Below are 19,566 nucleotides of genomic sequence, written 5' to 3' on the forward strand. Positions count from 1 at the left end.
TAGTCGTTGGAAAACATGAGGAGAATGCCCTTTGAAAGGTTTCGCGCTCGACCCCCGGCTGGAAAAGGACAGCGTCAGCATCATGGTCACCGGTCTCTGCGATCTGAGATTATCGAGGGATGCCCGCTGGCCCTGGCTCATACTCGTGCCGCGCCGGGCTGACATTACCGAAATCTTCGAGCTGACGCCGCTCGACCAGGTGCTGCTTGCCTTCGAGACGGAGCTTGTCGCCAAAGCCCTGAAGGAAATCACCGGCGCAACAAAAATCAATATCGGGGCTCTTGGCAATATCGTCCGCCAGCTTCATGTTCATGTCATTGCCCGCTTCGAAGGCGATGCCAACTGGCCGGGTCCCGTCTGGGGCTTCGGCCGCGCGGAGCCCTACGAGGACGGAAAGAGAGACGAGTTCACAGCGAAGCTGCGGGAAGCCCTTTCATCATGAGTCATTCGCTTTTCGATTCGGATGTGCCGCATCCGGAACCCAGCAATCTCACAGCCTTTGCCGCCAACGATCTCAATCGCGATTCCGAGCATCGCGACGAACATTCCGTCGAAAAGGCGCTGGCGAGGGAAGGCACGCATATCTTCGCCTTCGCTGGGGATAAGCTGGTGCTGAAGCATGACGGCCAGGTGCTCGATCCGCTCTTCGCCCGCTACGAGCTCAAGGAATTGCAGCCGGATTGGGATGAGACGGTGCTTCTCGGCTACCGCAAATCAGGCGAGCCGCGCCTTGCCGTTCCCGTCGGCATCGACGTAGACGACCTCGCCAGCCAGTATAAGCCCTCCGACGGCCGCACGCTGTTTCGCGAAATGCTGATCGACGAAGTGTTGCTCGGAGAATTCGCCCAGGCCGCAAGCCTGATCCGCTGGAACGGCGACAACCGCTTCTGCGGCCGCTGCGGCTCGGCGATGGAGATCCATATCGGCGGCTACAAGCGTGTCTGCGCCGCCTGCGAGCACATGATCTTTCCCCGCACCGACCCCGTCGTCATCATGCTGACGATCGATGAAGAGCGCGACCTCTGCCTGCTCGGCCGCAGCCCGCATTTCGCTCCCGGCATGTATTCCTGTCTTGCCGGCTTCCTCGAACCCGGCGAGACCATCGAAAACGCCGTGCGCCGCGAAACGCTGGAAGAATCGGGCATTCGCACCGGCCGCATCCGCTATCACGCTTCGCAGCCCTGGCCGATGCCGCACTCGCTGATGATCGGCTGTTATGCCGAGGCGAAATCCACCGAAATCAGCCGCGACGAGACCGAGCTGGAGGATTGCCGCTGGTTCACCCGCGAGGAGACGCTGGAGATGCTGGAGCGCCCCGGCGCGACCGGCAAGGCCCCGCCGCCGAAAGGGGCGATCGCCCATCGCCTGATGCGCGACTGGGTGGAGTGGAAGCGCTAGTGCCATGCCGGTCGCACGCTCCGAACGGTTGCTGACGCTGCTCCAGACGCTTCGGCGTTATCGGCGCCCGGTGACCGGTACGGTGCTTGCAGAGGAGACCGGCGTCAGCCTGCGTACGCTCTATCGCGATATCGCTAGCCTCCAGGCTCAGGGCGCGATGATCGAAGGTGAGGCCGGCATCGGTTATGTGCTGAAGCCGGGCTTCATGCTGCCGCCGATGATGTTTTCCGAGGAAGAGCTGGAAGCCTTGGTGCTGGGCTCCCGCTGGGTGGCCCGCGCCGCCGAGCCGCGCCTTGCCGGCGCCGGCGCCGATGCGCTCGCCAAGATCGCCGCCGTATTGCCGTCCGACATGCGTGAGATGATCGATTCGGCGACACTCTTCGTTGGCCGCAAGCGCCAGGACGAGGACAAGGCCGATGTTTCGGCTATCCGCAAGGCGATCCGTCTGGAGCGTGTGCTCGAACTGCATTACGGCGACGAGCAGGGCCGCGTCTCCCGCCGCCGTGTCTGGCCCTTCGCGCTCGGTTATTTCGAGCATGTGCGCATCATCATGGCCTGGTGCGAGCTGCGCCAGGATTTTCGCCATTTCCGCACCGATCGCATCATCGATATGGCGGTCCATGAGGTGCGCTATCCGCGCCGCCGCACCGTGCTCCTCAAGGAATGGCGGGAAACGCAGGACGTGCCCGTAGAGAACTGAATGCTGCTGCCAGAAACTGTCAGCAGACAGGGTTATTATCAGTATCAATCCACCAGGAAGGAGCACTGATCATGGTAACGCCCCCAGCCATTCATCTGACCAACGATCGTTTTACCGCCGAGACCTTTGCCGATGTGATTTCGGCCGAGACTTTTGCCGATGTCCGCCAGTCAGCGCGCTCCGGCCTGCTGCGCCTGGCGATGAGCTTTTTCCGGTTCCCCAGGGAAAGCCGTTCAAAACTCGATGTCGAAGCGACACCTGATTACCTGAAGCGCGACCTTGGCTTCATGGATGGACGCAACCCGTCCCACGAAGATCGTTTGCCGCTTTAGGCTGCCACTTACCATCAACAATCCAGACGGCGTGAAGGGGGCGTTGCGTTCGCAACGCCTCTACCGACTGCTGCCACGAAATGGCAGCAGACAATCCCTCGCCGTAACGTATTCACCAGCAGCGGGAGAACCGAAATGACCAGCCCCAATCTGATAATCCTCTACGTCAAGGACCCTGCCGAAAGCGCCAGCTTTTACCGCAACCTCCTGAACCGCGAACCGGCCGTGGAGGCGCCGAATTTCGTCGCCTTCCCGCTCGACGGCGGCTTCACGCTCGGCCTCTGGCGGCGCAGCAAGGTCGAGCCGCAACCCTCCGCCATCGGCAATCGCGGCGAAGTGGCCTTCATGGTCGCGGGGGAAAATGCCGTTGCCAACCACTATGAGGACTGGCGCAAGCGCGGCCTGCCGATCGCCCAGGAACTGACCGAGCTCGATTTCGGCCCGACCTTCGTCGTGCTCGATCCGGACGGGCATCGGCTGCGCGTCTGTGAGCCGGATAAGTAATAGCTGAATGACGAGGCCTGCCTAAAGCAGGCCTCGCATCGGATGTCCCTTGTAGACGCCGAGGATGCGCACCTTCTCGGAGAAGAACCGCAATTCCTCCAAAGCCCGGCGGACGTTCGGATCGTTCGGATGGCCTTCGATATCGGCGTAAAACTGCGTCGCTACGAATTTTCCGCCGAGTTGGTAGCTTTCCAGTTTCGTCATGTTGATGTTGTTGGTGGCGAACCCGCCGAGCGCCTTGTAGAGCGCGGCCGGAATGTTGCGGACGTTGAAGACGAAGGTGGTGACGACCTTTTCTTCCGCCGAAGTTCGTTGCGCCCATTCCTCGTCGCGTGACAGGATGACGAAACGGGTGACGTTGTTTTCCGTATCCTCGACATTTTCGGCAACGATCTCAAGCCCGTAGAGATCTGCGGCCAGGCGCGGCGCAAGCGCCGCCATCGACCGATCGCCGGTTTCCTTGACGAGTTTTGCAGCCCCTGCCGTGTCGCCGGCGATAACAGGTTTCCAGCCGTGAGAGCGCACGATCTTGCGGCACTGGCCGAGTGCGTGGATGTGGCTGTGCACCGTGCGGATCTCGTCCTTGGTAACACCCGGCAGCACCATCAGCTGGAAGCGGATCGGCATGAAATATTCGCCGATGATATGCAGCCGCGATTCCGGCAGCAGATGATGGATGTCGGCGACGCGGCCGGCGATGGTGTTCTCGATCGGGATCATCCCGATATCGGCATCGCCGTTGTCGACCGCCGTGAACGCATCCTCGAAAGTCTGGCAGGGCAGCGGCTCCATGGTCGGAAACATGTCGCGGCAGGCCATGTCCGAATTGGCGCCGAATTCGCCCTGGAAGGCGATCCTGTTAGTCTTGATATTCATGATGTTTCCGTCAGTTCGACTTTGCGGAGAGGATGCGCCGCGCTTTTTCAAGGTCGGCCGGAGTATCGACACCGAGCGGAACTGTGTCAACGATCTCGGCATCGATGCGCATGCCGGCTTCCAGCGCCCTGAGCTGCTCCAGCGATTCGCGCCGTTCGAGCGTCGAAGGGCCGAGCGAGACGAAGCGTTCCAGCGCTGCACGCCGATAGGCATAAAGGCCGATGTGGTGATAGAGCGGCCCCTGGCCGTGGGGCGCCGTCGCGCGCGTGAAGTAGAGTGCGTGCAGACGGGTCTCGGAGACCGGCGAACCGACGATCTTGACGATGTGCGGTGCGGTCTTGTCCTCTTCGTTGTCGATCTCGGTCGTCAGCGTGCCGATATCGACGGCCTCGTTCTGAAGAGGGCGCAGGGCTGCTCGCACGGTTTCCGGATCGATCGTCGGCAGGTCGCCCTGGACGTTGACGATGATTTTCGCCTTTCCATCAGGATCGACCTTCGTCAGCGCTTCGAAAATCCGGTCCGAACCCGATTGATGATCCTTGCTGGTCATGACGACCTCGAAGCCGGCTGCGGCCACCGTATCGAACACCTGCTGGTCATCGACGGCAACGACGACGCGGCCGATGGCAGCCTCCCTGGCGCGCATCGCCACCTGCACGATCATCGACAGACCGCATATATCGGCGAGCGGCTTGCCTGGAAGCCGGGTGGAGGCCATCCGCGCCGGGATCAATACGAGCACGTCGTCTAAATTTGAATCACTCATTGTTCGGGCCTTCTATTCCGGGCTGAAAAGTGTCAAAAAGTCTCACGCACAAGACCATTTAGACAGTTGCAACGATCCGCCAAAAGACATAGGTTCCGCGCGATTTCAAGATGGTCCGGTTTATGGTCTGCCGGCTGCAAGGGGAGCATTGCAGATGAATTCATACGTCAATACGGCCGTGGGGGCACTGCTCGGAACGATTTTCGTTCTGATGTCGGTCTCTATCGCGTCCGAAGGGATCTTCCATTCCGAAGCGCCGGAGAAGGAAGGTTTCGCGATCGTTGCCGAAGAGGCGTCCGCCGCTGGCGGTGAAGCTGCGCCTGCCGCCGCTGCCGTTCCGATCGCGCAATTGCTCGCTTCTGCAGATGCCAAGGCCGGTGAAACGGTCTTCAAGAAGTGTCAGGCCTGTCATGACGGCACCAAAGGGGGACCGAACAAGGTCGGTCCTAACCTCTTTGGTGTCGTAGATCGCCCGATCGCCTCGCATGAGGGCTTCGCCTATTCCGCTCCCATGAAGGATTTCTCCAAGGGCAGCTCTGAAAAGTGGACCTTCGAGAACCTGAACAAGTTCCTGACCGCGCCGAAGAAGGACGTTCCCGGCACGGCGATGGGCTTTGCAGGCCTGCCGAAGGATCAGGATCGCGCCAACGTCATACTTTACCTGCACACGCTCGCCGATTCGCCGGTGCCGCTGCCGGACCCGAAGACGGCGACGCAGTAAAAGCCGTCACTCAGTCGCATGAGATGGGAAGCCCGGCCGCAAGCCGGGCTTTTTGTTGTTCCTGGTACAGGTTCACGCGCCCAGGAAATAGGCCCAGAGCGAGACGGTAATGGCGCCGAGCGCCGTCGTCACCGAGATCGTCGAGGCGGCAAGGCTGTGGCCGACGCCGAAACGATTGGCGATCAGCCAGGCATTGACCCCCGTCGGCACCGAGGAGGTCAGCACGATTGCCGCCGTCCATTCGTTGCTGAGGCCAAGGAGGTGGCTCGCCGTCCAGACGCAGCCGGGCAACAGCAGCAGTTTGAGGCTCGATGTCACGCTGGCAATGCCGAGATTGCCGGAGACGCCGTATCTCTCCAGCGCCATGCCGAGCGATATCAGCGCCGCCGGGCCGGCAATGCCGGCGATCTGACCGACGACCGTTGCTAACGCCGTCGGCATGGTGAGACCGGAGAGATGCATGGCCATGCCGGCCGCAAGGCCGATCACCAGCGGATTGCGGATGAGATTGACGGCGATCTGGCGAAGTACGAACACCATGCTGCGATCGCTTTTGCCGGCGATCTTCCGCTCCGCATGCTCCATCAGCACCGTGCCGGCGACCATCATCACGGGCAGATGCACGGCGAGCAGGATCGACAGCGCCACCAGTCCCTCGTCGCCGACGGTCCGTTGGACGAGCGGCAGGCCGATGAAGACGTTGTTGGCAAAGGCCGAGGAAACGCCGGCCAGCACGCCGATCCGTTCGTCGCGGCCGAAGAGGCGCGTAGCGGCGATATGACCGGCCGTCCAGGTGATGGCGACGCCGGAGAAATAGACGATCCAGAGCCGGAAGGGTGAAGCGCCGTGGAAATCAGCCTCGGCGATGGTGCGGAAAAGCAGGAGCGGCACGGCGATCTTGAAGACGAATTCGCTAAGCCCGTCGCCGACATTCGACGCCATCAAGCCGCTGCGGACGATCACCCAGCCGATAAGAATCAGGATGAAGATGGGAAGGACGTCGAGAATGATGGCTGACATGGGGGAGGCTGCTTTGCTCGGGGGAGTGTCCGATCTCTAACAGCAAACAGCCTGGATTGAAAAGGCAAACGCGGGCCGCTCCCGGCAACTCCGGCATCCGCACGCAAAAAAAGCGGGCTCGGCCCGCTTTTCCGCTCCGGCTCCGCCGGATATCCGGATCGCGAAGCTGCCAGTTCATCCGTGGTCAGCATCGCGCCGGCAAGATCGAAGGGATCATCCCTCACGCATCCGGCTGCAACCAAAAGCTGCCCATGCCGGTCTTGTTGCGAGTATTTCTAGATATTGAAGATGACAAGGGCGTGACGAATAGGCGGCACTTTTGCGAAGAAATAGCTGGCCCATTCACCATTTAACCTTCCAAACCGGCGAAATTTCGCTAAGACCAAACCCCGGCTATCACAAAAACCGGGGCTCCCCATTTCATGACAAGATTCGATGTTCTGACAGTCGGCAACGCAATCGTGGATATCATTGCCCGTTGCGACGACCAGTTCCTCATTGACAACCAGATCACCAAGGCGGCGATGAACCTCATCGATGCCGAACGCGCTGAACTTCTCTATTCGCGCATGGGACCGGCCCTCGAAGCCTCCGGCGGCAGCGCCGGCAATACGGCAGCGGGCGTGGCTAACCTCGGTGGAAGGGCTGCCTATTTCGGCAATGTCGCCGCAGATCAGCTCGGCGATATCTTCACGCACGATATCCGCGCCCAGGGCGTTCACTATCAGACCCGGCCCAAGGGCACCTTCCCGCCGACGGCGCGTTCGATGATCTTCGTCACCGAGGACGGCGAGCGTTCGATGAACACCTATCTCGGCGCCTGCGTCGAGCTCGGCCCCGAAGATGTCGAGGCCGATGTCGTTGCCGACGCCAAGGTCACCTATTTCGAAGGTTATCTCTGGGATCCGCCGCGCGCCAAGGAAGCGATTCTCGATTGCGCCCGCATCGCCCATGAAAACGGCCGCGAAATGTCGATGACGCTCTCCGACAGCTTCTGCGTCGGCCGCTATCGCGGCGAATTCCTCGATCTGATGCGTTCCGGCAAGGTCGATATCGTCTTCGCCAATCGCCAGGAAGCGCTGTCGCTCTACGAAACCGATGATTTCGAAGAGGCGCTAAACAGGATCGCCGCCGATTGCAAGATCGCCGCCGTGACGATGAGCGAGCACGGTGCCGTCATCCTGAGGGGCCGCGAACGTTATTACGTCGATGCGATCAAGATCAGGGAAGTGGTGGATACGACCGGTGCCGGCGATCTCTTCGCCTCCGGCTTCCTCTATGGCTATACACAGGGTCGTTCGCTGGAAGATTGCGGCAAGCTCGGTTGCCTCGCCGCCGGCATCGTCATCCAGCAGATCGGTCCGCGTCCGATGACCTCGCTTTCCGAGGCCGCCAAACAGGCAGGACTTATTTGAAAGCTTCGCCCGGATAGGCGCCCCAAATCTCCGACTGCGCCACCCAGCCCGAGGCGCCGTCGGTTTCAGCGCGGCACCAGTCGCCGTTGCACTCGCCGATCATCAGCATTACGCCTGGTTCCAGCTTGGCGACGACCGAGGCCGAGGGCTGCGCCTCGCGGCGCAGATTGACGTAGATGCCCTTGCCTTTGGTCTTCATCCACGGAGCGGCGATGGCCGCGCGCTGGCCCGACAGCAGCGACTGGTTGACCCAGCCTTCGGTGCCGTCGGCATCGCGGATGCGGCGCCAGTTGTCATATTCCTGGATGATCTCCACCGGCAGGCCGGATTTCAAATACATCCATGAAACGGCATAGTCGGTTCCCGGGCCGATGCGCAGGTTGACGCGCTTGGATTTCAGGGTGACGAATCGCGGCAACGGCAGTCCGCTCGGCCCCTTGGCCGCTTGCGCATGGGCAAATTCGACCGCTCCGAGCGATGCGGACAGAGCGATCGCGAAGGCGAGGCAGGACTTCAGGGCTTTGCTGCGCATGGAGGCTTCCGTTTGCTCGAATCGGCGGGCAGACTAGGCCTGCTCGCTCTCCGGGCACTGACATCCCCTGGCTGCACCACGAGTTTTGTTTGTCTTCGCGTGCGGGTCTGGTAGAAAATGCCCGGAATGGGAAAATTATCACCCCTCTTGGTTAAAGACCTCTGAACAAGGCACCACAGGCAGCCATGACAGCGAAGAAAAAACCGAAGGTCTACATCACCCGGAAACTGCCGGATGCCGTCGAAACCCGCATGCGCGAGCTGTTCGACGCCGAGCTGAACATCGACGATACGCCGCGCTCCGTTCCCGAGCTGATCGCAGCCGTCAGGACCGCCGACGTGCTGGTGCCGACCGTCACCGATCGCATTGACGCCGCACTGATCGAAGAGGCGGGACCGCAGATGAAGCTGATTGCGAGCTTCTCCAACGGCACCGATCATATCGACGTCGAGGCGGCAGCGCGCAAGGGCATCACCGTCACCAACACGCCGAACGTCCTGACGGACGATACCGCCGACATGACGATGGCGCTGATTCTCGCAGTGCCGAGAAGGCTCGGCGAAGGTGCGCGCGTGCTGACCGACAAGCCGGGCGAATGGGCCGGCTGGTCTCCGACCTGGATGCTTGGCCGGCGCATTCACGGCAAACGGATCGGGATCGTCGGCATGGGACGCATCGGCACGGCGGTCGCCCGCCGCGCCAAGGCTTTCGGTCTTTCGATCCACTACCACAACCGCAAGCGCGTCAATCCGGCCGTCGAGGACGAGCTGGAGGCGACCTATTGGGAAAGCCTCGACCAGATGCTCGCCCGCGTCGACATTGTTTCGATCAATTGCCCCTCGACGCCTGCGACCTTTCACCTGATCTCGGCGCGCCGCCTGGCGCTGCTGCAGCCGACGGCCTATATCGTCAATACCGCGCGCGGCGACGTGGTCGACGAAACCGCGCTGATCAAATGCCTGAGGGAGGGCAAGATCGCCGGCGCCGGCCTCGACGTCTTCGAAAACGAGCCCGCCGTCAATCCGAAGCTCGTCAAGCTCGCCAATGAGGGCAAGGTCGTGCTGCTGCCGCATATGAGTTCGGCGACGATCGAAGGCCGTATCGACATGGGCGACAAGGTCATCATCAATATCCGTACCTTCATCGACGGCCACAGGCCGCCGAACCGGGTGCTGCCGGGTCGTTAAGGAATCCCGGACCGAATCGGCCGATGCTCGTCAGCGAGCAAGGACCTTCCGCATCTCGACGAAGGTCGTCCTGGCAAAACCGGGATGCGCCTTCTCGGCGGTTCTGGAAAATCCCCAGGCGGCGAAGACGGCATGATTGTCGGTAAGCTCGATACGTGTCTCCAGCCGCAGGGCGGGAAGATCAAGCGCTGCAGCCGTTTCCTCCGCAATCGCCAGCAGCCGCCTGCCGAGGCCCTCGCCCTGCGCTGTGGGGAGAACGGCGAGCTTGCCGACATAGAGACAATCGGCCTCCGGTCGCAGGAACAGGCAGCCTGTCAGCTTTCCCTCCTCGATCGCAACATGCCCGATCTCGGCCTCGGCCTTTTCGGCCAGCGCTTGCGCCGTCAGGCGGAGGGCGGACGATGGCGGGTCGATCCGACCGTTCATCGAGGCAAAGGCGGCAAGAATGAGGGCGAGAAGCTCGTCCCAGCGCGTGAAGCTCCGGTCGAGACGGATGATCGTCATCCCGCCTGCCTTGTGCGGCGGCGTTTGTAGCGGACCGTTTCGAACCGGGCCGACAGTGCGTCGTAAAGCAGCAGCCGTCCGATCAGCGGCTCGCCGCTGCCGGTGACGAGCTTGATCGCCTCCATCGCCATCATCGTGCCGATGACGCCGGTGAGCGCACCGATGATGCCGGCCTCGGCGCAGGAGGGGATCAGCCCCGCTGGCGGCGCTTCCGGAAAGAGATCGCGGTATCCGGGGTTGGGCGTCCCATCCTCAGCGGTCTCATAGGGTTTCAGGACCGTCAGCGAACCGTCGAAACGCCCGACGGCGCCAGTGACGAGCGGGATGCGCGCTTCATCAGCCGCATCGGCTGCGGCATAACGCGTGTCGAAATTGTCGGAGCCGTCGATCAGCAAATCGAAGCCCGACAGCTGTCGTCGGGCGGTCTCCCGCGAAAAGCGTTCGTCGAAGCGGATGAGCCGGACGTGCGGGTTGAGTCTCGTAATGGCGAGGGCAGCGCTCTCGGTCTTCAACTCCCCGATCGTGCCCGAATCGTGGATGACCTGACGCTGCAGGTTCGAAAGCGATACGCGGTCGTCGTCGACGATGCCGAGCGTGCCGACGCCGGCTGCGGCCAGATATTGCAGGATCGGCGCACCGAGGCCACCGGCGCCGATCACCAGCACGCGGGCGGCTTTCAGCTTCTGCTGGCCTGCGCCGCCGATCTCGGGAAGCAGGATGTGACGGTGATAGCGGGCGATTTCGTCGGGGCTGAGCGGTTCCATGGCGCCGACCTTATCATGGCCTCCGCTGCCGGGAAAAGTCGCTCCGGTCATTCGAATACCCTTCCGTCGGCCACCGTGAAAACCTGCGCCCTGTCACCGAGCGCCGAAAACATCGCGCGGTCCGTTCCGGTCATGAAGGACTGGCCGCCGAGCCCGTCGATGAGGTCGAACAGCGCCGCGCGCCTGTTCTCGTCGAGATGCGCCGCGATCTCGTCGAGCAGCAGGATCGGCGCATGGCCGGTGAGATTGCCGACGAGCCGCGCATGCGCGAGCACCAGGCCGACGAGCAGCGCTTTCTGCTCGCCGGTCGAACAACGCTCGGCCTCCATCGCCTTTTCGCGGTGATGCACGATGAGATCGGCCCGGTGCGGTCCCTCGAGCGTGCGTCCCGCGCCGGCATCACGGTAGCGGCTCTCGGCAAGCATCGCGGCATAATCGTCCTCGAGGTCGACCGACGGGCGCGAGAACTGGCCGTCCATGAAGCCCGAGAGCTGCAGCGACGCCGAGGGGAAGGGCGAGCTCTCCCGTGTTTCCTCGATCAACCGGGTCAAGAGCCCGAGCATCTCTTGGCGGGCAAGCACCATGGCGATGCCGAGGCTTGCCATCTGTTCCTCGATGCCGGCAAGCCAGGATGGGTCGAAGCGGCCTTCGTCTAGCAATTTGTTGCGGCTGCGCATGGCGCGCTCGAAATCGCTGGCGCGACGGCCATGGGCGGGATCGAGCGACAGCACCAGCCGGTCGAGAAAGCGGCGCCGGTCGGAAGAGGCGCCGGTAAACAGGCCGTCCATCGCCGGGGTCAGCCAGAGAAGACGCAGGTGATCTGTCAACTCGTCGGCGGTCTTGGCCTGCGTACCGTTGATGCGCAGCCTGCGGGCGGTGGTCTCTTCGCCCGTTTCGATGCCGGTGCCGATCTCGACTTCACCCTCCATGCCCTCGAGCGCGGCGAAGATCGAAAAACCGCCTGGGGCGCCGACGCGGGTAATGTCGCCATAGGCCGCGCGCCGAAGGCCGCGGCCGGGCGAAAGCAGCGAGACCGCCTCCATGAGGTTGGTCTTGCCGGCGCCGTTGTCTCCCGTCAGCACGACGTGCCGGCCGTCAAGGGTAAGTGCCACCGCCGCATAGTTGCGGAAGTCGGTCAGCTTCAGACGGGAGAGGGAAACCTTGTGCGGCATCGGATGTCCGGAATCGTTAAGTGTGACAGCTAAGCCGAAGCAGTCTTGATGGCAAGCGCGCTGGTTTGCTGTCCTGGACCGCCTGTCGCCGATGCGGCTGGAATCGACCGCAATGCAATGCCGTGGTCGCCAGAAATCTGAAAAAATACAACCTGCGAGATGATATTCCGACGTTGCCGCGTCGATATTGCCAATAGTCGGGCTCGCCGGTCGCGAGCCCTGATATCCGGGACTTTGACGCGTTCGGTTGAGATTGCTGACGTAACGTAAGGTCCAAAAAAAGTCGGTTGAATTTTGCAACTGTAGGGTTGAGTTATTTGCCGAAAACGATAAGGTAAAGAAAGTGTTTATGTATGAGAGAGTTGTGAAGTGCCAGATCCGGTTGATATTATCGTTGGTCGCAATGTAAGGCAGCTTCGCGCCCTTCGTCGTGTTTCCCAGCTCGAGCTTGGTGAAGCACTTGGACTGACCTTCCAGCAGATCCAGAAATACGAAAAGGGAACGAACCGCGTTTCTGCCAGCAAACTGCATCAGATCGCGGTTTTTCTCGATGTCGAGATCTCTGCTCTTTTCGAGGGAACCGACATATCGCAATTCGGCGGCCGTATCGAACTCAGCCCCGACGCCTATGCGCTCGCGCTGAGCTACGACAGGCTGAACTCGACCGCGGGCAAGGAAGCGGTCAAGACCATCCTCACTCTCATGAGCGGCGAAGCGGTCGAAAGCGCGGCTTGAACCCGTCGGAACGACCAAGTTTATTTCAGGAAAAGCTCAACGTCTTCAAGGCACGGACGATGTCCGGACTTTGAAGATCTGCGTATCCGCAGCGGTGGAAGCGTTCTCGGATTGGGGGATCAGGGAATTGCCGACGCATGTCGCTCAAAAGCGTGAAGCAGTTTTTGAACGATGACATGCGGGAAGACAAAGACCTGTCGCATGAATGAGGTTCGATGCTTCGCTTTAGTGAATTTCGCTCTCGTGCAGCGCCGTCAGCAGATCGTCCTGCGTCTGGTGGCCGGCATGATAGAGGTCGATCGCGATACTGGCGATTGAAAGGCCCTGCTGGCTGCGAAGCTTGATGTTGCGCTCTGCGCACCATGTATAGATGGCGCCGGCGAGAACGTCGACGTCTTCGGGCTGAGAAGAAAAGGCTGGCGCCATGATAGATACCCTTGTTTTGGTTGTTCTCGCTGGAGCATGAATGCCGAAAAGTTTGCGCGGTTTTCGGGATTATGCGCTGACGGCAGAGACTGAATTCATTTGGAAAACTTGCAAGCGGCATCATGTGGCTGCGTTAACGCAACTCGTCTTCCGTTCCACCGTCGTGTCGATCTGAGACAGATCGTCCGGCGCAGGCGGCAAGTGTCGCAAATCGGGATTCTCGGGACAAAAAAACCGGAGACGTTTCCGTCCCCGGCTTTCGAGATTGAGGTGTCGACCGGCGGCTCAGCCTTCGAAGAATTCCTTCATCCGGGCGAAGAAGCCCGTCGATTCCGGATTGTTCTCCTTGGACGAAAGCTGTTCGAACTCCTGCAGCAGCTCGCGCTGGCGCTTGGTGAGTTTCTGCGGCGTCTCGATCTGGATCTGGATGTAGAGGTCGCCCGTCTGCGCCGAACGCAGAACCGGCATGCCCTTGCTCTTGAGGCGGAACTGTTTGCCCGCCTGGGTGCCCTCGGGCACGCTGACGCGCGATTTGGTGCCATCGAGCGTCGCCACGTCGAAGGTCCCGCCGAGAGCGGCCGTCGTCATCGAGATCGGCACCGCGCAATAGAGATCGGCTCCGTCGCGCTGATAGAATTCGTGCGGCTTCACCGACAGGAAGATATATAGATCGCCAGCCGGCCCGCCGCGAGCGCCGGCTTCGCCTTCGCCCTGCAGGCGGATGCGCGTGCCGTCTTCGATGCCTGAGGGAATGTTGACCGAAAGCGAACGCTCTTCCGTCACCCGGCCCTGACCATGGCACTTCGGGCAGGGATCGGGAATGATCTGGCCGCGGCCATGACAGGTCGGGCAGGTGCGTTCGATCGAGAAGAAGCCCTGTGCGGCGCGCACGCGCCCCGTTCCCTGACAGGTGCCGCAATTCTTCGGCTGCGTGCCGGGCTTGGCGCCCGAGCCCGAACAGACGTCGCAGGTGATCGAAGTGGGAACGCGGATCTGCGCCGTCTTGCCGGAAAAGGCCTCTTCCAGCGTTATTTCCATGTTGTAGCGAAGATCGGCGCCGCGCTCGCGGCCGCCCGACGAGCGCTGGCGGGCGCGGCCGCCGCCCATCATCTCGCCGAAAATATCCTCGAAGATATCGGAGAAACCGCCGCCGGCAAATCCGCCGCCACCGCCGCCCATGCCGCCCTGCTCGAAGGCCGCATGGCCATAACGATCATAGGCCGCCCGCTTCTGCGGGTCCTTGAGCATCTCGTAGGCTTCGTTGATTTCCTTGAACTTCCGCTCGGCGTCCTTGTCATCCGGGTTCTTGTCCGGATGGTATTTCATCGCCAGTTTGCGGAAGGCGCTCTTCAGCTCTTTCTCGTCCGCCGACTTGGCTACACCCAGAGTTTCGTAAAAGTCCGCTTTTGCCATTAAGGATTAAACCCCGGAAATGGATTTCCGGCTGCCATGGTGAGCAGCCGGATCAGGTGTTGAAGCATAACCACGCCGCCGCGGATTACGCGGACTTCTTGCGGTCGTCGTCCTTGATTTCCTCGTAGTCGGCATCGACGACATTGTCGCCGCCTTCCGCGGAGGCATCAGCAGCAGCGCCGCCTTCGGCCTGCTGTGCTTCATAGATCGCCTGGCCGAGCTTCATCGACACTTCCATCAGCGTCTGGGTCTTGGCCTTGATGTCGTCGGCGTCCGGCTCGGAAGCTTCCGACGCCGTCTTCAGCGCGGCGATCGCATCCGAGATCGCGGTGCGGTCGGCCTCGGAAACCTTGTCGCCGTAATCCTTCAGCGACTTTTCCGTAGAGTGGATCAGGCTTTCGGCCTGGTTCCGGGCTTCGACGGCCTCGCGGCGCTTCTTGTCTTCGGTGGCATGGGCTTCGGCATCCTTGACCATCTTCTCGATGTCGGCGTCGGAAAGACCGCCGGAAGCCTGGATGCGGATCTGCTGTTCCTTACCGGTGCCCTTGTCCTTGGCCGAAACCTGGACAATGCCGTTAGCGTCGATGTCGAAGGTGACTTCGATCTGCGGCAAGCCGCGCGGCGACGGCGGCAGGCCGACGAGGTCGAACTGGCCGAGCAGCTTGTTGTCGGCAGCCATTTCACGCTCGCCCTGCGAAACGCGGATGGTGACGGCCTGCTGGTTGTCTTCGGCGGTCGAGAAGGTCTGGCTCTTCTTCGTCGGGATCGTCGTGTTGCGTTCGATCAGGCGGGTAAAGACGCCACCGAGCGTCTCGATGCCGAGCGACAGCGGGGTTACGTCGAGGAGCAGGACGTCCTTGACGTCGCCCTGGAGAACGCCGGCCTGGATAGCAGCGCCGAGAGCGACGACTTCATCCGGGTTGACGCCCTTGTGCGGCTCCTTGCCGAACAGCTGCTTGACGACTTCCTGCACCTTCGGCATGCGGCTCATGCCGCCGACGAGAACCACTTCGTCGATTTCGGCGGCGGTGACGCCGGCATCCTTGAGGGCTGCCTTGCACGGAGCGATCGTGCGCTGGACGAGATCGTCGACCAGGCTCTCGAGCTTGGCGCGGGTCAGCTTCAGCGTCAGATGCTTCGGGCCGGAAGCGTCGGCCGTGATGAACGGCAGGTTGATTTCGGTCTGCTGCGAGGACGAAAGCTCGATCTTTGCCTTTTCGGAAGCTTCCTTGAGGCGCTGCAGGGCGAGCTTGTCGTTCTTCAGGTCGATGCCGTTGTCCTTCTTGAATTCGGCAACGAGATATTCGACGAGGCGCATGTCGAAGTCTTCACCGCCGAGGAAGGTATCGCCGTTGGTGGACTTCACTTCGAAGACGCCGTCGCCGATTTCGAGGATCGAAATATCGAAGGTGCCGCCGCCAAGGTCGTAGACGGCGATCGTCTTGCCGTCCTTCTTGTCGAGGCCGTAGGCGAGAGCGGCAGCGGTCGGCTCGTTGATGATGCGCAGCACTTCAAGACCGGCGATGCGGCCGGCATCCTTGGTTGCCTGGCGCTGAGCGTCGTTGAAGTATGCGGGAACGGTGATGACGGCTTTCTCGACCTTTTCGCCGAGATAGGATTCGGCGGTTTCCTTCATTTTCTGAAGGATCATCGCGGAAATCTGTGCGGGCGAGTAGCCCTTGCCATTGGCTTCGACCCAGGCGTCGCCATTGTCGCCCTTGACGATGGTGAAGGGAACGAGATGCTTGTCCTTCTCGACGGTCGGGTCTTCGTAGCGGCGGCCGATCAGGCGCTTGACTGCAAAGAGCGTGTTCGTCGGGTTGGTGACTGCCTGGCGCTTGGCCGGCTGACCGACGAGGCGCTCGCCATCATCGGAAAATGCCACCATGGAAGGGGTCGTGCGTGCGCCCTCTGCATTCTCGATGACCTTCGCGTCCTTGCCGTCCATGACTGCGACGCAGGAATTCGTCGTTCCAAGGTCGATACCAATTACTTTTGCCATGTCATTCTCTCCTTGAAGCAAGCTGTCGGAACCCCGAGAAGGCATTTCCCTGACAGCCCCTTACGGGATGGGTCTACTTAAGATTACGCAATCGTGATTGCGGTGATGCGGCGTATATAAGGAGCGGTTTTCTGGACTGCAAGGCGAGAAATGGCCCGGAATCCAGCAAAACGAATGTGTTGCGTTCAATTTTGACGGCAGCCGGGAAAGAGTTCTCTCCATAGCAGAAAAGCGGCTGCTTTCCAGCGGGATCGGGCTTGCGCCGAGTATGCAGCAAGGATCTCACTGGCCCATGATCAGATCGAGCAGCGTCGTGCGTCGCGGCTGGACAGAAGAGGTCGTCTGCGGCGCCCCGACATCACCGGGCGGCACCACGCTTCCATAACCGGAACCGTCGCCCTCGGCGACGTCGGCTGGAGGAACCGGGCCGTTTCCGGATGTCGCCGCCTGTTGCCGGACAGGCGCTTGCGGATAGCGATTGGCATTGGCGTCGCCGCCGAAGACACCGGAAATGATCCCGCCGATCGTGGTCGGCGGCGGCACTTCGGCCGTCACCGGTCGTCCGCCGTCGGGTGCTGCCTGCGCCATCGGCTGACCATTGGGATCGCCGATCAGCTGGCCGTTACCGAAGAGCGGCGCCGGCGAAAGACCCTTGTGGGCGGCGACCATGAATTCCTTCCAGGCCCTTGCCGGCAAGCCGCCGCCGGTCACCTTCTTCATCGGCTTGCCGTCGTCATTGCCGAACCAGACCCCGGTGGTGAGGTTGCTGGTGAAGCCGACGAAGAGCGCATCGCGCGAATTCTGCGTCGTGCCGGTCTTTCCCGCCGCCTGCCAGCCGGGGATCTTGGCACTCTTGCCGGTGCCGTTGTCGATGACGCCCATCATCATCGCATCCATCTCGGCGGCGATCTGCTCTGAAAGCACACGAGGCGGGCTGTCATAGGTGTTTTCGTAGAGAACCTTGCCCTCGGCGGTCGTCACCCGGCGGATGACGTGCGGTGTCGCCTTGTAGCCGCCGTTCATGAAGGCGGCGTAGGAGGCGGTGAGCTCCATCAGCGAGACTTCGGACGTGCCGAGCGCGATCGAGGCGTTCGGCTGCAGCTCGCTTTCGACGCCGAGCCGATGGGCGAGCTTGATCACCTGGTCGGGCCCGTCATACATCACCAGCTGGGCGGCAACCGTGTTCAGCGATTTGGCAAGTGCGGTCGCAAGCGTCACTTCGCCATTGTATTTCTTCTCGTAATTTTCGGGCGTCCAGTCACCGATGCGGATCGGCGCATCGTTGAACACCGAATAGGGTGTCAGCCCTTTTTCCAGGGCCGCGGCATAGACGAAGGGCTTGAACGAGGAACCCGGCTGCCGCTTCGCCTTGACGGCGCGGTTGAACTGGCTCGCCGCATAATCCCTGCCGCCGACGAGCGCGCGGATCGCGCCGGTGCCGTCGATCGAGACGAGAGCCGCCTGCGAGGCGTCGAGCTTGCCGCCTTCCTTGTCGAGCACGTCGACCAGCGATTGCTCGGCTTTCTTTTCCAGCGACTTGTCGATTGTGGTATCGACGATAACGTCTTCCTTGACGTCGCCGATGAGGCCCGGCAGTTCGTCCATCACCATGTCGGCGACGTAGTGGCCGGCGCCCGACCAATAGCTTTTGGCCGAAGCCGGGGTCTGCGACATCGCGGTCTTGACCTCGGAATCGGTGATGAAACCCTGCTCGCGCATCGCCGCGAGCACGAGCTGGGCGCGCGCATTCGCCGCGTCCGCGTCGCGCGCCGGCGAAAGCCGCGACGGCGCCTTGAGCAGGCCGGCCAGCACCGCGGCCTCGCCGAGGTTCACGTCACGCGCCGATTTGTTGAAGTAGCGGCGGGACGCCGCCTCGACGCCATAGGCGTTCGACCCGAAGAACACGCGGTTGAGATACATCGCAAGGATCTGGTCCTTGGTGTATTTCTGCTCGAGCCAGAGCGCGAGCAGCACCTCCTGCACCTTGCGTTCCAGCGTCCTCTCGGGGGAGAGGAAAAGGTTCTTGGCAAGCTGCTGCGTCAGCGTCGAGCCACCCTGAACCATGTGGCCAGCCGTGAAGTTGGTCACGATTGCCCGGCCGAGGCCAAGCGGGTCGACGCCGAAATGCGAATAGAAACGCCGGTCCTCGATGGCAATGACGGCTTCCGGAATATAGGGCGACATGTTTTCGAGCGACAGCGCCTCGCCGCCGGTGGCGCCGCGATTGGCGATGACGCTGCCGTCGACGGCAGTGATCTTGACGTTCGGCGGCCGTTCCGGGATCGCCCACGTGCTGGCGCTCGGCATGCGCGAGCCGTAGTAGAGCACAAGCCCGGCCACGCCGATGCCGGCCCAGATGAAAAGCACGACGCACCAGTAAATCACGCGACGCAGGAAGCCGAAAAGGCCGCCGCTTTCACGTTCCCGCGCCTCGCGCCGCCGCCGGGGGGCGGGCCGCTGCGGCGGGGGCTTGGCACTGCCACGCCGCGCCGATCTGCTTCCAACGACGCGATCGTCGGCATCGAGCGAGAATTCGTCATCGTCGCGTGCCGGGCGGCCGCTGAAGGACGGTTCGATTCTGTCGCCTGATCTGCCTCTGCCTGCCATCGCGGACTGGTCGCATCCCATGTTCGATCGCGAAGCCCGACTTCGCACAACGGCGCTGTAGCACTTTGAAGTGCCGCATAATTTGGTCCTTAAATCGATCCCGATCTCAAGGAATTATGCAGTAAGCGACGCGATCATCCGCTTGAACTTAATTGCGGCGATTTAACGGGGTGTTAAAGGACCGAAAGTGACGGAGATCGCGCTTTAATACTCACGGGCCGATCCCGTCTATATTGCCACTGGCCGAGACGAATTCGGCGCCAGATCTGGCCGGAATTCCCATGACAAGAGCATCATGATGCGGCCGCGCCGCACATCTTCTGTCTGGGAGGTGGAACCAATAGGCCTCGCGTTTGTTTATGGACAAGCGGGACAACCCCTCACGTCCCGCGAATGATCGGCCGTCTCCCCTCAACACGCGCCGATCGACATCCGGCCCGGTGCATCCCAAAGCGGGAGCGCCGGGCTTTTTCGTTGCCCCGGCAAATATTG

20 protein-coding genes are annotated in these 19,566 nt (G+C 61.7%); 9 read left to right on the forward strand and 11 right to left on the reverse strand.

Annotated elements, in window-relative coordinates; all coding sequences use genetic code 11:
* Positions 1-31 precede the first annotated feature (31 nt).
* From EFQ99_RS00205 to EFQ99_RS00225, 5 genes are all read left to right on the forward strand, one after another.
* Positions 32-442 carry an HIT domain-containing protein gene (locus tag EFQ99_RS00205; RefSeq protein ID WP_126918660.1) on the forward strand — a complete coding sequence of 137 codons (411 nt, stop codon included), beginning with the start codon at positions 32-34 and terminating at the stop codon, positions 440-442.
* Entirely contained in the window at positions 439-1,398 is a 960-nt protein-coding gene (nudC, locus tag EFQ99_RS00210; protein ID WP_126918661.1) for an NAD(+) diphosphatase, read from the forward strand. Before EFQ99_RS00205 ends, nudC begins: the two co-directional genes overlap by 4 nt.
* A gap of 4 nt (positions 1,399-1,402) precedes the next feature.
* On the forward strand, positions 1,403-2,098 hold the full coding sequence (locus tag EFQ99_RS00215) for a helix-turn-helix transcriptional regulator (protein ID WP_126918662.1): 696 nt from the start codon (positions 1,403-1,405) through the stop codon (positions 2,096-2,098).
* A 71-nt stretch (positions 2,099-2,169) separates the two neighbouring features.
* On the forward strand, positions 2,170-2,430 hold the full coding sequence (locus tag EFQ99_RS00220) for a hypothetical protein (RefSeq protein ID WP_126918663.1): 261 nt from the start codon (positions 2,170-2,172) through the stop codon (positions 2,428-2,430).
* A 135-nt stretch (positions 2,431-2,565) separates the two neighbouring features.
* The gene (locus tag EFQ99_RS00225) at positions 2,566-2,934 is read left to right on the forward strand and encodes a VOC family protein (protein WP_126918664.1); all 369 of its coding nucleotides are present in this window, start codon (positions 2,566-2,568) and stop codon (positions 2,932-2,934) included.
* 21 nt (positions 2,935-2,955) lie between these two features.
* Here EFQ99_RS00225 and EFQ99_RS00230 read toward each other — a convergent pair whose 3' ends face one another.
* Entirely contained in the window at positions 2,956-3,810 is an 855-nt protein-coding gene (locus EFQ99_RS00230; protein WP_126918665.1) for a prephenate dehydratase, read from the reverse strand.
* Positions 3,811-3,820: 10 nt separating this feature from the next.
* Positions 3,821-4,576 (reverse strand): 3-deoxy-manno-octulosonate cytidylyltransferase, encoded by a 756-nt coding sequence (locus tag EFQ99_RS00235; protein ID WP_126918666.1) that lies wholly within the window; start codon positions 4,574-4,576, stop codon positions 3,821-3,823.
* Positions 4,577-4,730: 154 nt separating this feature from the next.
* On the opposite strand from EFQ99_RS00235, the gene EFQ99_RS00240 reads away from it, so the two are divergent.
* Positions 4,731-5,297 carry a c-type cytochrome gene (locus EFQ99_RS00240; protein ID WP_126918667.1) on the forward strand — a complete coding sequence of 189 codons (567 nt, stop codon included), beginning with the start codon at positions 4,731-4,733 and terminating at the stop codon, positions 5,295-5,297.
* Between the two features lie 72 nt (positions 5,298-5,369).
* On the opposite strand, the gene EFQ99_RS00245 is transcribed toward EFQ99_RS00240, so the two are convergent.
* Positions 5,370-6,317: an AEC family transporter gene (locus EFQ99_RS00245; protein WP_126918668.1), complete on the reverse strand. Its 948-nt coding sequence runs from the start codon at positions 6,315-6,317 to the stop codon at positions 5,370-5,372.
* Positions 6,318-6,739: 422 nt separating this feature from the next.
* Here EFQ99_RS00245 and EFQ99_RS00250 point away from each other — a divergent pair, with 422 nt between their 5' ends.
* A complete protein-coding gene (locus EFQ99_RS00250) occupies positions 6,740-7,732 on the forward strand; it encodes an adenosine kinase (protein WP_126918669.1) in 993 nt (330 codons plus the stop codon).
* On the opposite strand, the gene EFQ99_RS00255 is transcribed toward EFQ99_RS00250, so the two are convergent.
* Positions 7,725-8,264 (reverse strand): SH3 domain-containing protein, encoded by a 540-nt coding sequence (locus EFQ99_RS00255; RefSeq protein ID WP_126918670.1) that lies wholly within the window; start codon positions 8,262-8,264, stop codon positions 7,725-7,727. The genes EFQ99_RS00250 and EFQ99_RS00255 overlap by 8 nt on opposite strands.
* Positions 8,265-8,449: 185 nt before the next feature.
* On the opposite strand from EFQ99_RS00255, the gene EFQ99_RS00260 reads away from it, so the two are divergent.
* Entirely contained in the window at positions 8,450-9,451 is a 1,002-nt protein-coding gene (locus tag EFQ99_RS00260) for a 2-hydroxyacid dehydrogenase (protein WP_126918671.1), read from the forward strand.
* Positions 9,452-9,481: 30 nt separating this feature from the next.
* Here the strand turns inward: EFQ99_RS00260 and EFQ99_RS00265 are convergent, their stop codons facing one another.
* Genes EFQ99_RS00265 through recF form a run of 3 tightly spaced genes read right to left on the reverse strand, consistent with a single transcriptional unit; the run spans position 9,482 to position 11,891 of the window.
* Positions 9,482-9,955 carry a GNAT family N-acetyltransferase gene (locus EFQ99_RS00265; protein ID WP_126918672.1) on the reverse strand — a complete coding sequence of 158 codons (474 nt, stop codon included), beginning with the start codon at positions 9,953-9,955 and terminating at the stop codon, positions 9,482-9,484.
* Entirely contained in the window at positions 9,952-10,770 is an 819-nt protein-coding gene (locus EFQ99_RS00270; protein ID WP_126918673.1) for a molybdopterin-synthase adenylyltransferase MoeB, read from the reverse strand. Before EFQ99_RS00270 ends, EFQ99_RS00265 begins: the two co-directional genes overlap by 4 nt.
* Positions 10,767-11,891: a DNA replication/repair protein RecF gene (gene recF, locus EFQ99_RS00275; protein ID WP_126918674.1), complete on the reverse strand. Its 1,125-nt coding sequence runs from the start codon at positions 11,889-11,891 to the stop codon at positions 10,767-10,769. Before recF ends, EFQ99_RS00270 begins: the two co-directional genes overlap by 4 nt.
* A gap of 369 nt (positions 11,892-12,260) precedes the next feature.
* Between recF and EFQ99_RS00280 the strand changes: the two genes are divergently transcribed.
* On the forward strand, positions 12,261-12,626 hold the full coding sequence (locus EFQ99_RS00280; RefSeq protein ID WP_126918675.1) for a helix-turn-helix domain-containing protein: 366 nt from the start codon (positions 12,261-12,263) through the stop codon (positions 12,624-12,626).
* A 225-nt stretch (positions 12,627-12,851) separates the two neighbouring features.
* On the opposite strand, the gene EFQ99_RS00285 is transcribed toward EFQ99_RS00280, so the two are convergent.
* The 4 genes from EFQ99_RS00285 to EFQ99_RS00300 form a co-directional block, all read right to left on the reverse strand.
* A complete protein-coding gene (locus tag EFQ99_RS00285) occupies positions 12,852-13,052 on the reverse strand; it encodes a hypothetical protein (protein WP_126918676.1) in 201 nt (66 codons plus the stop codon).
* 285 nt (positions 13,053-13,337) lie between these two features.
* The gene (gene dnaJ / locus EFQ99_RS00290; RefSeq protein WP_125846690.1) at positions 13,338-14,465 is read right to left on the reverse strand and encodes a molecular chaperone DnaJ; all 1,128 of its coding nucleotides are present in this window, start codon (positions 14,463-14,465) and stop codon (positions 13,338-13,340) included.
* An 85-nt stretch (positions 14,466-14,550) separates the two neighbouring features.
* Positions 14,551-16,467, reverse strand: coding sequence for a molecular chaperone DnaK (dnaK, locus tag EFQ99_RS00295; protein ID WP_126918677.1), 1,917 nt, complete (start codon positions 16,465-16,467; stop codon positions 14,551-14,553).
* A gap of 282 nt (positions 16,468-16,749) precedes the next feature.
* Positions 16,750-19,074: a transglycosylase domain-containing protein gene (locus EFQ99_RS00300; protein ID WP_126918678.1), complete on the reverse strand. Its 2,325-nt coding sequence runs from the start codon at positions 19,072-19,074 to the stop codon at positions 16,750-16,752.
* Positions 19,075-19,566 lie beyond the last annotated feature (492 nt).

This window comes from Rhizobium vallis, from assembly GCF_003985155.1.
In the GTDB taxonomy this organism is placed as follows: Bacteria; Pseudomonadota; Alphaproteobacteria; order Rhizobiales; family Rhizobiaceae; genus Rhizobium; species Rhizobium vallis.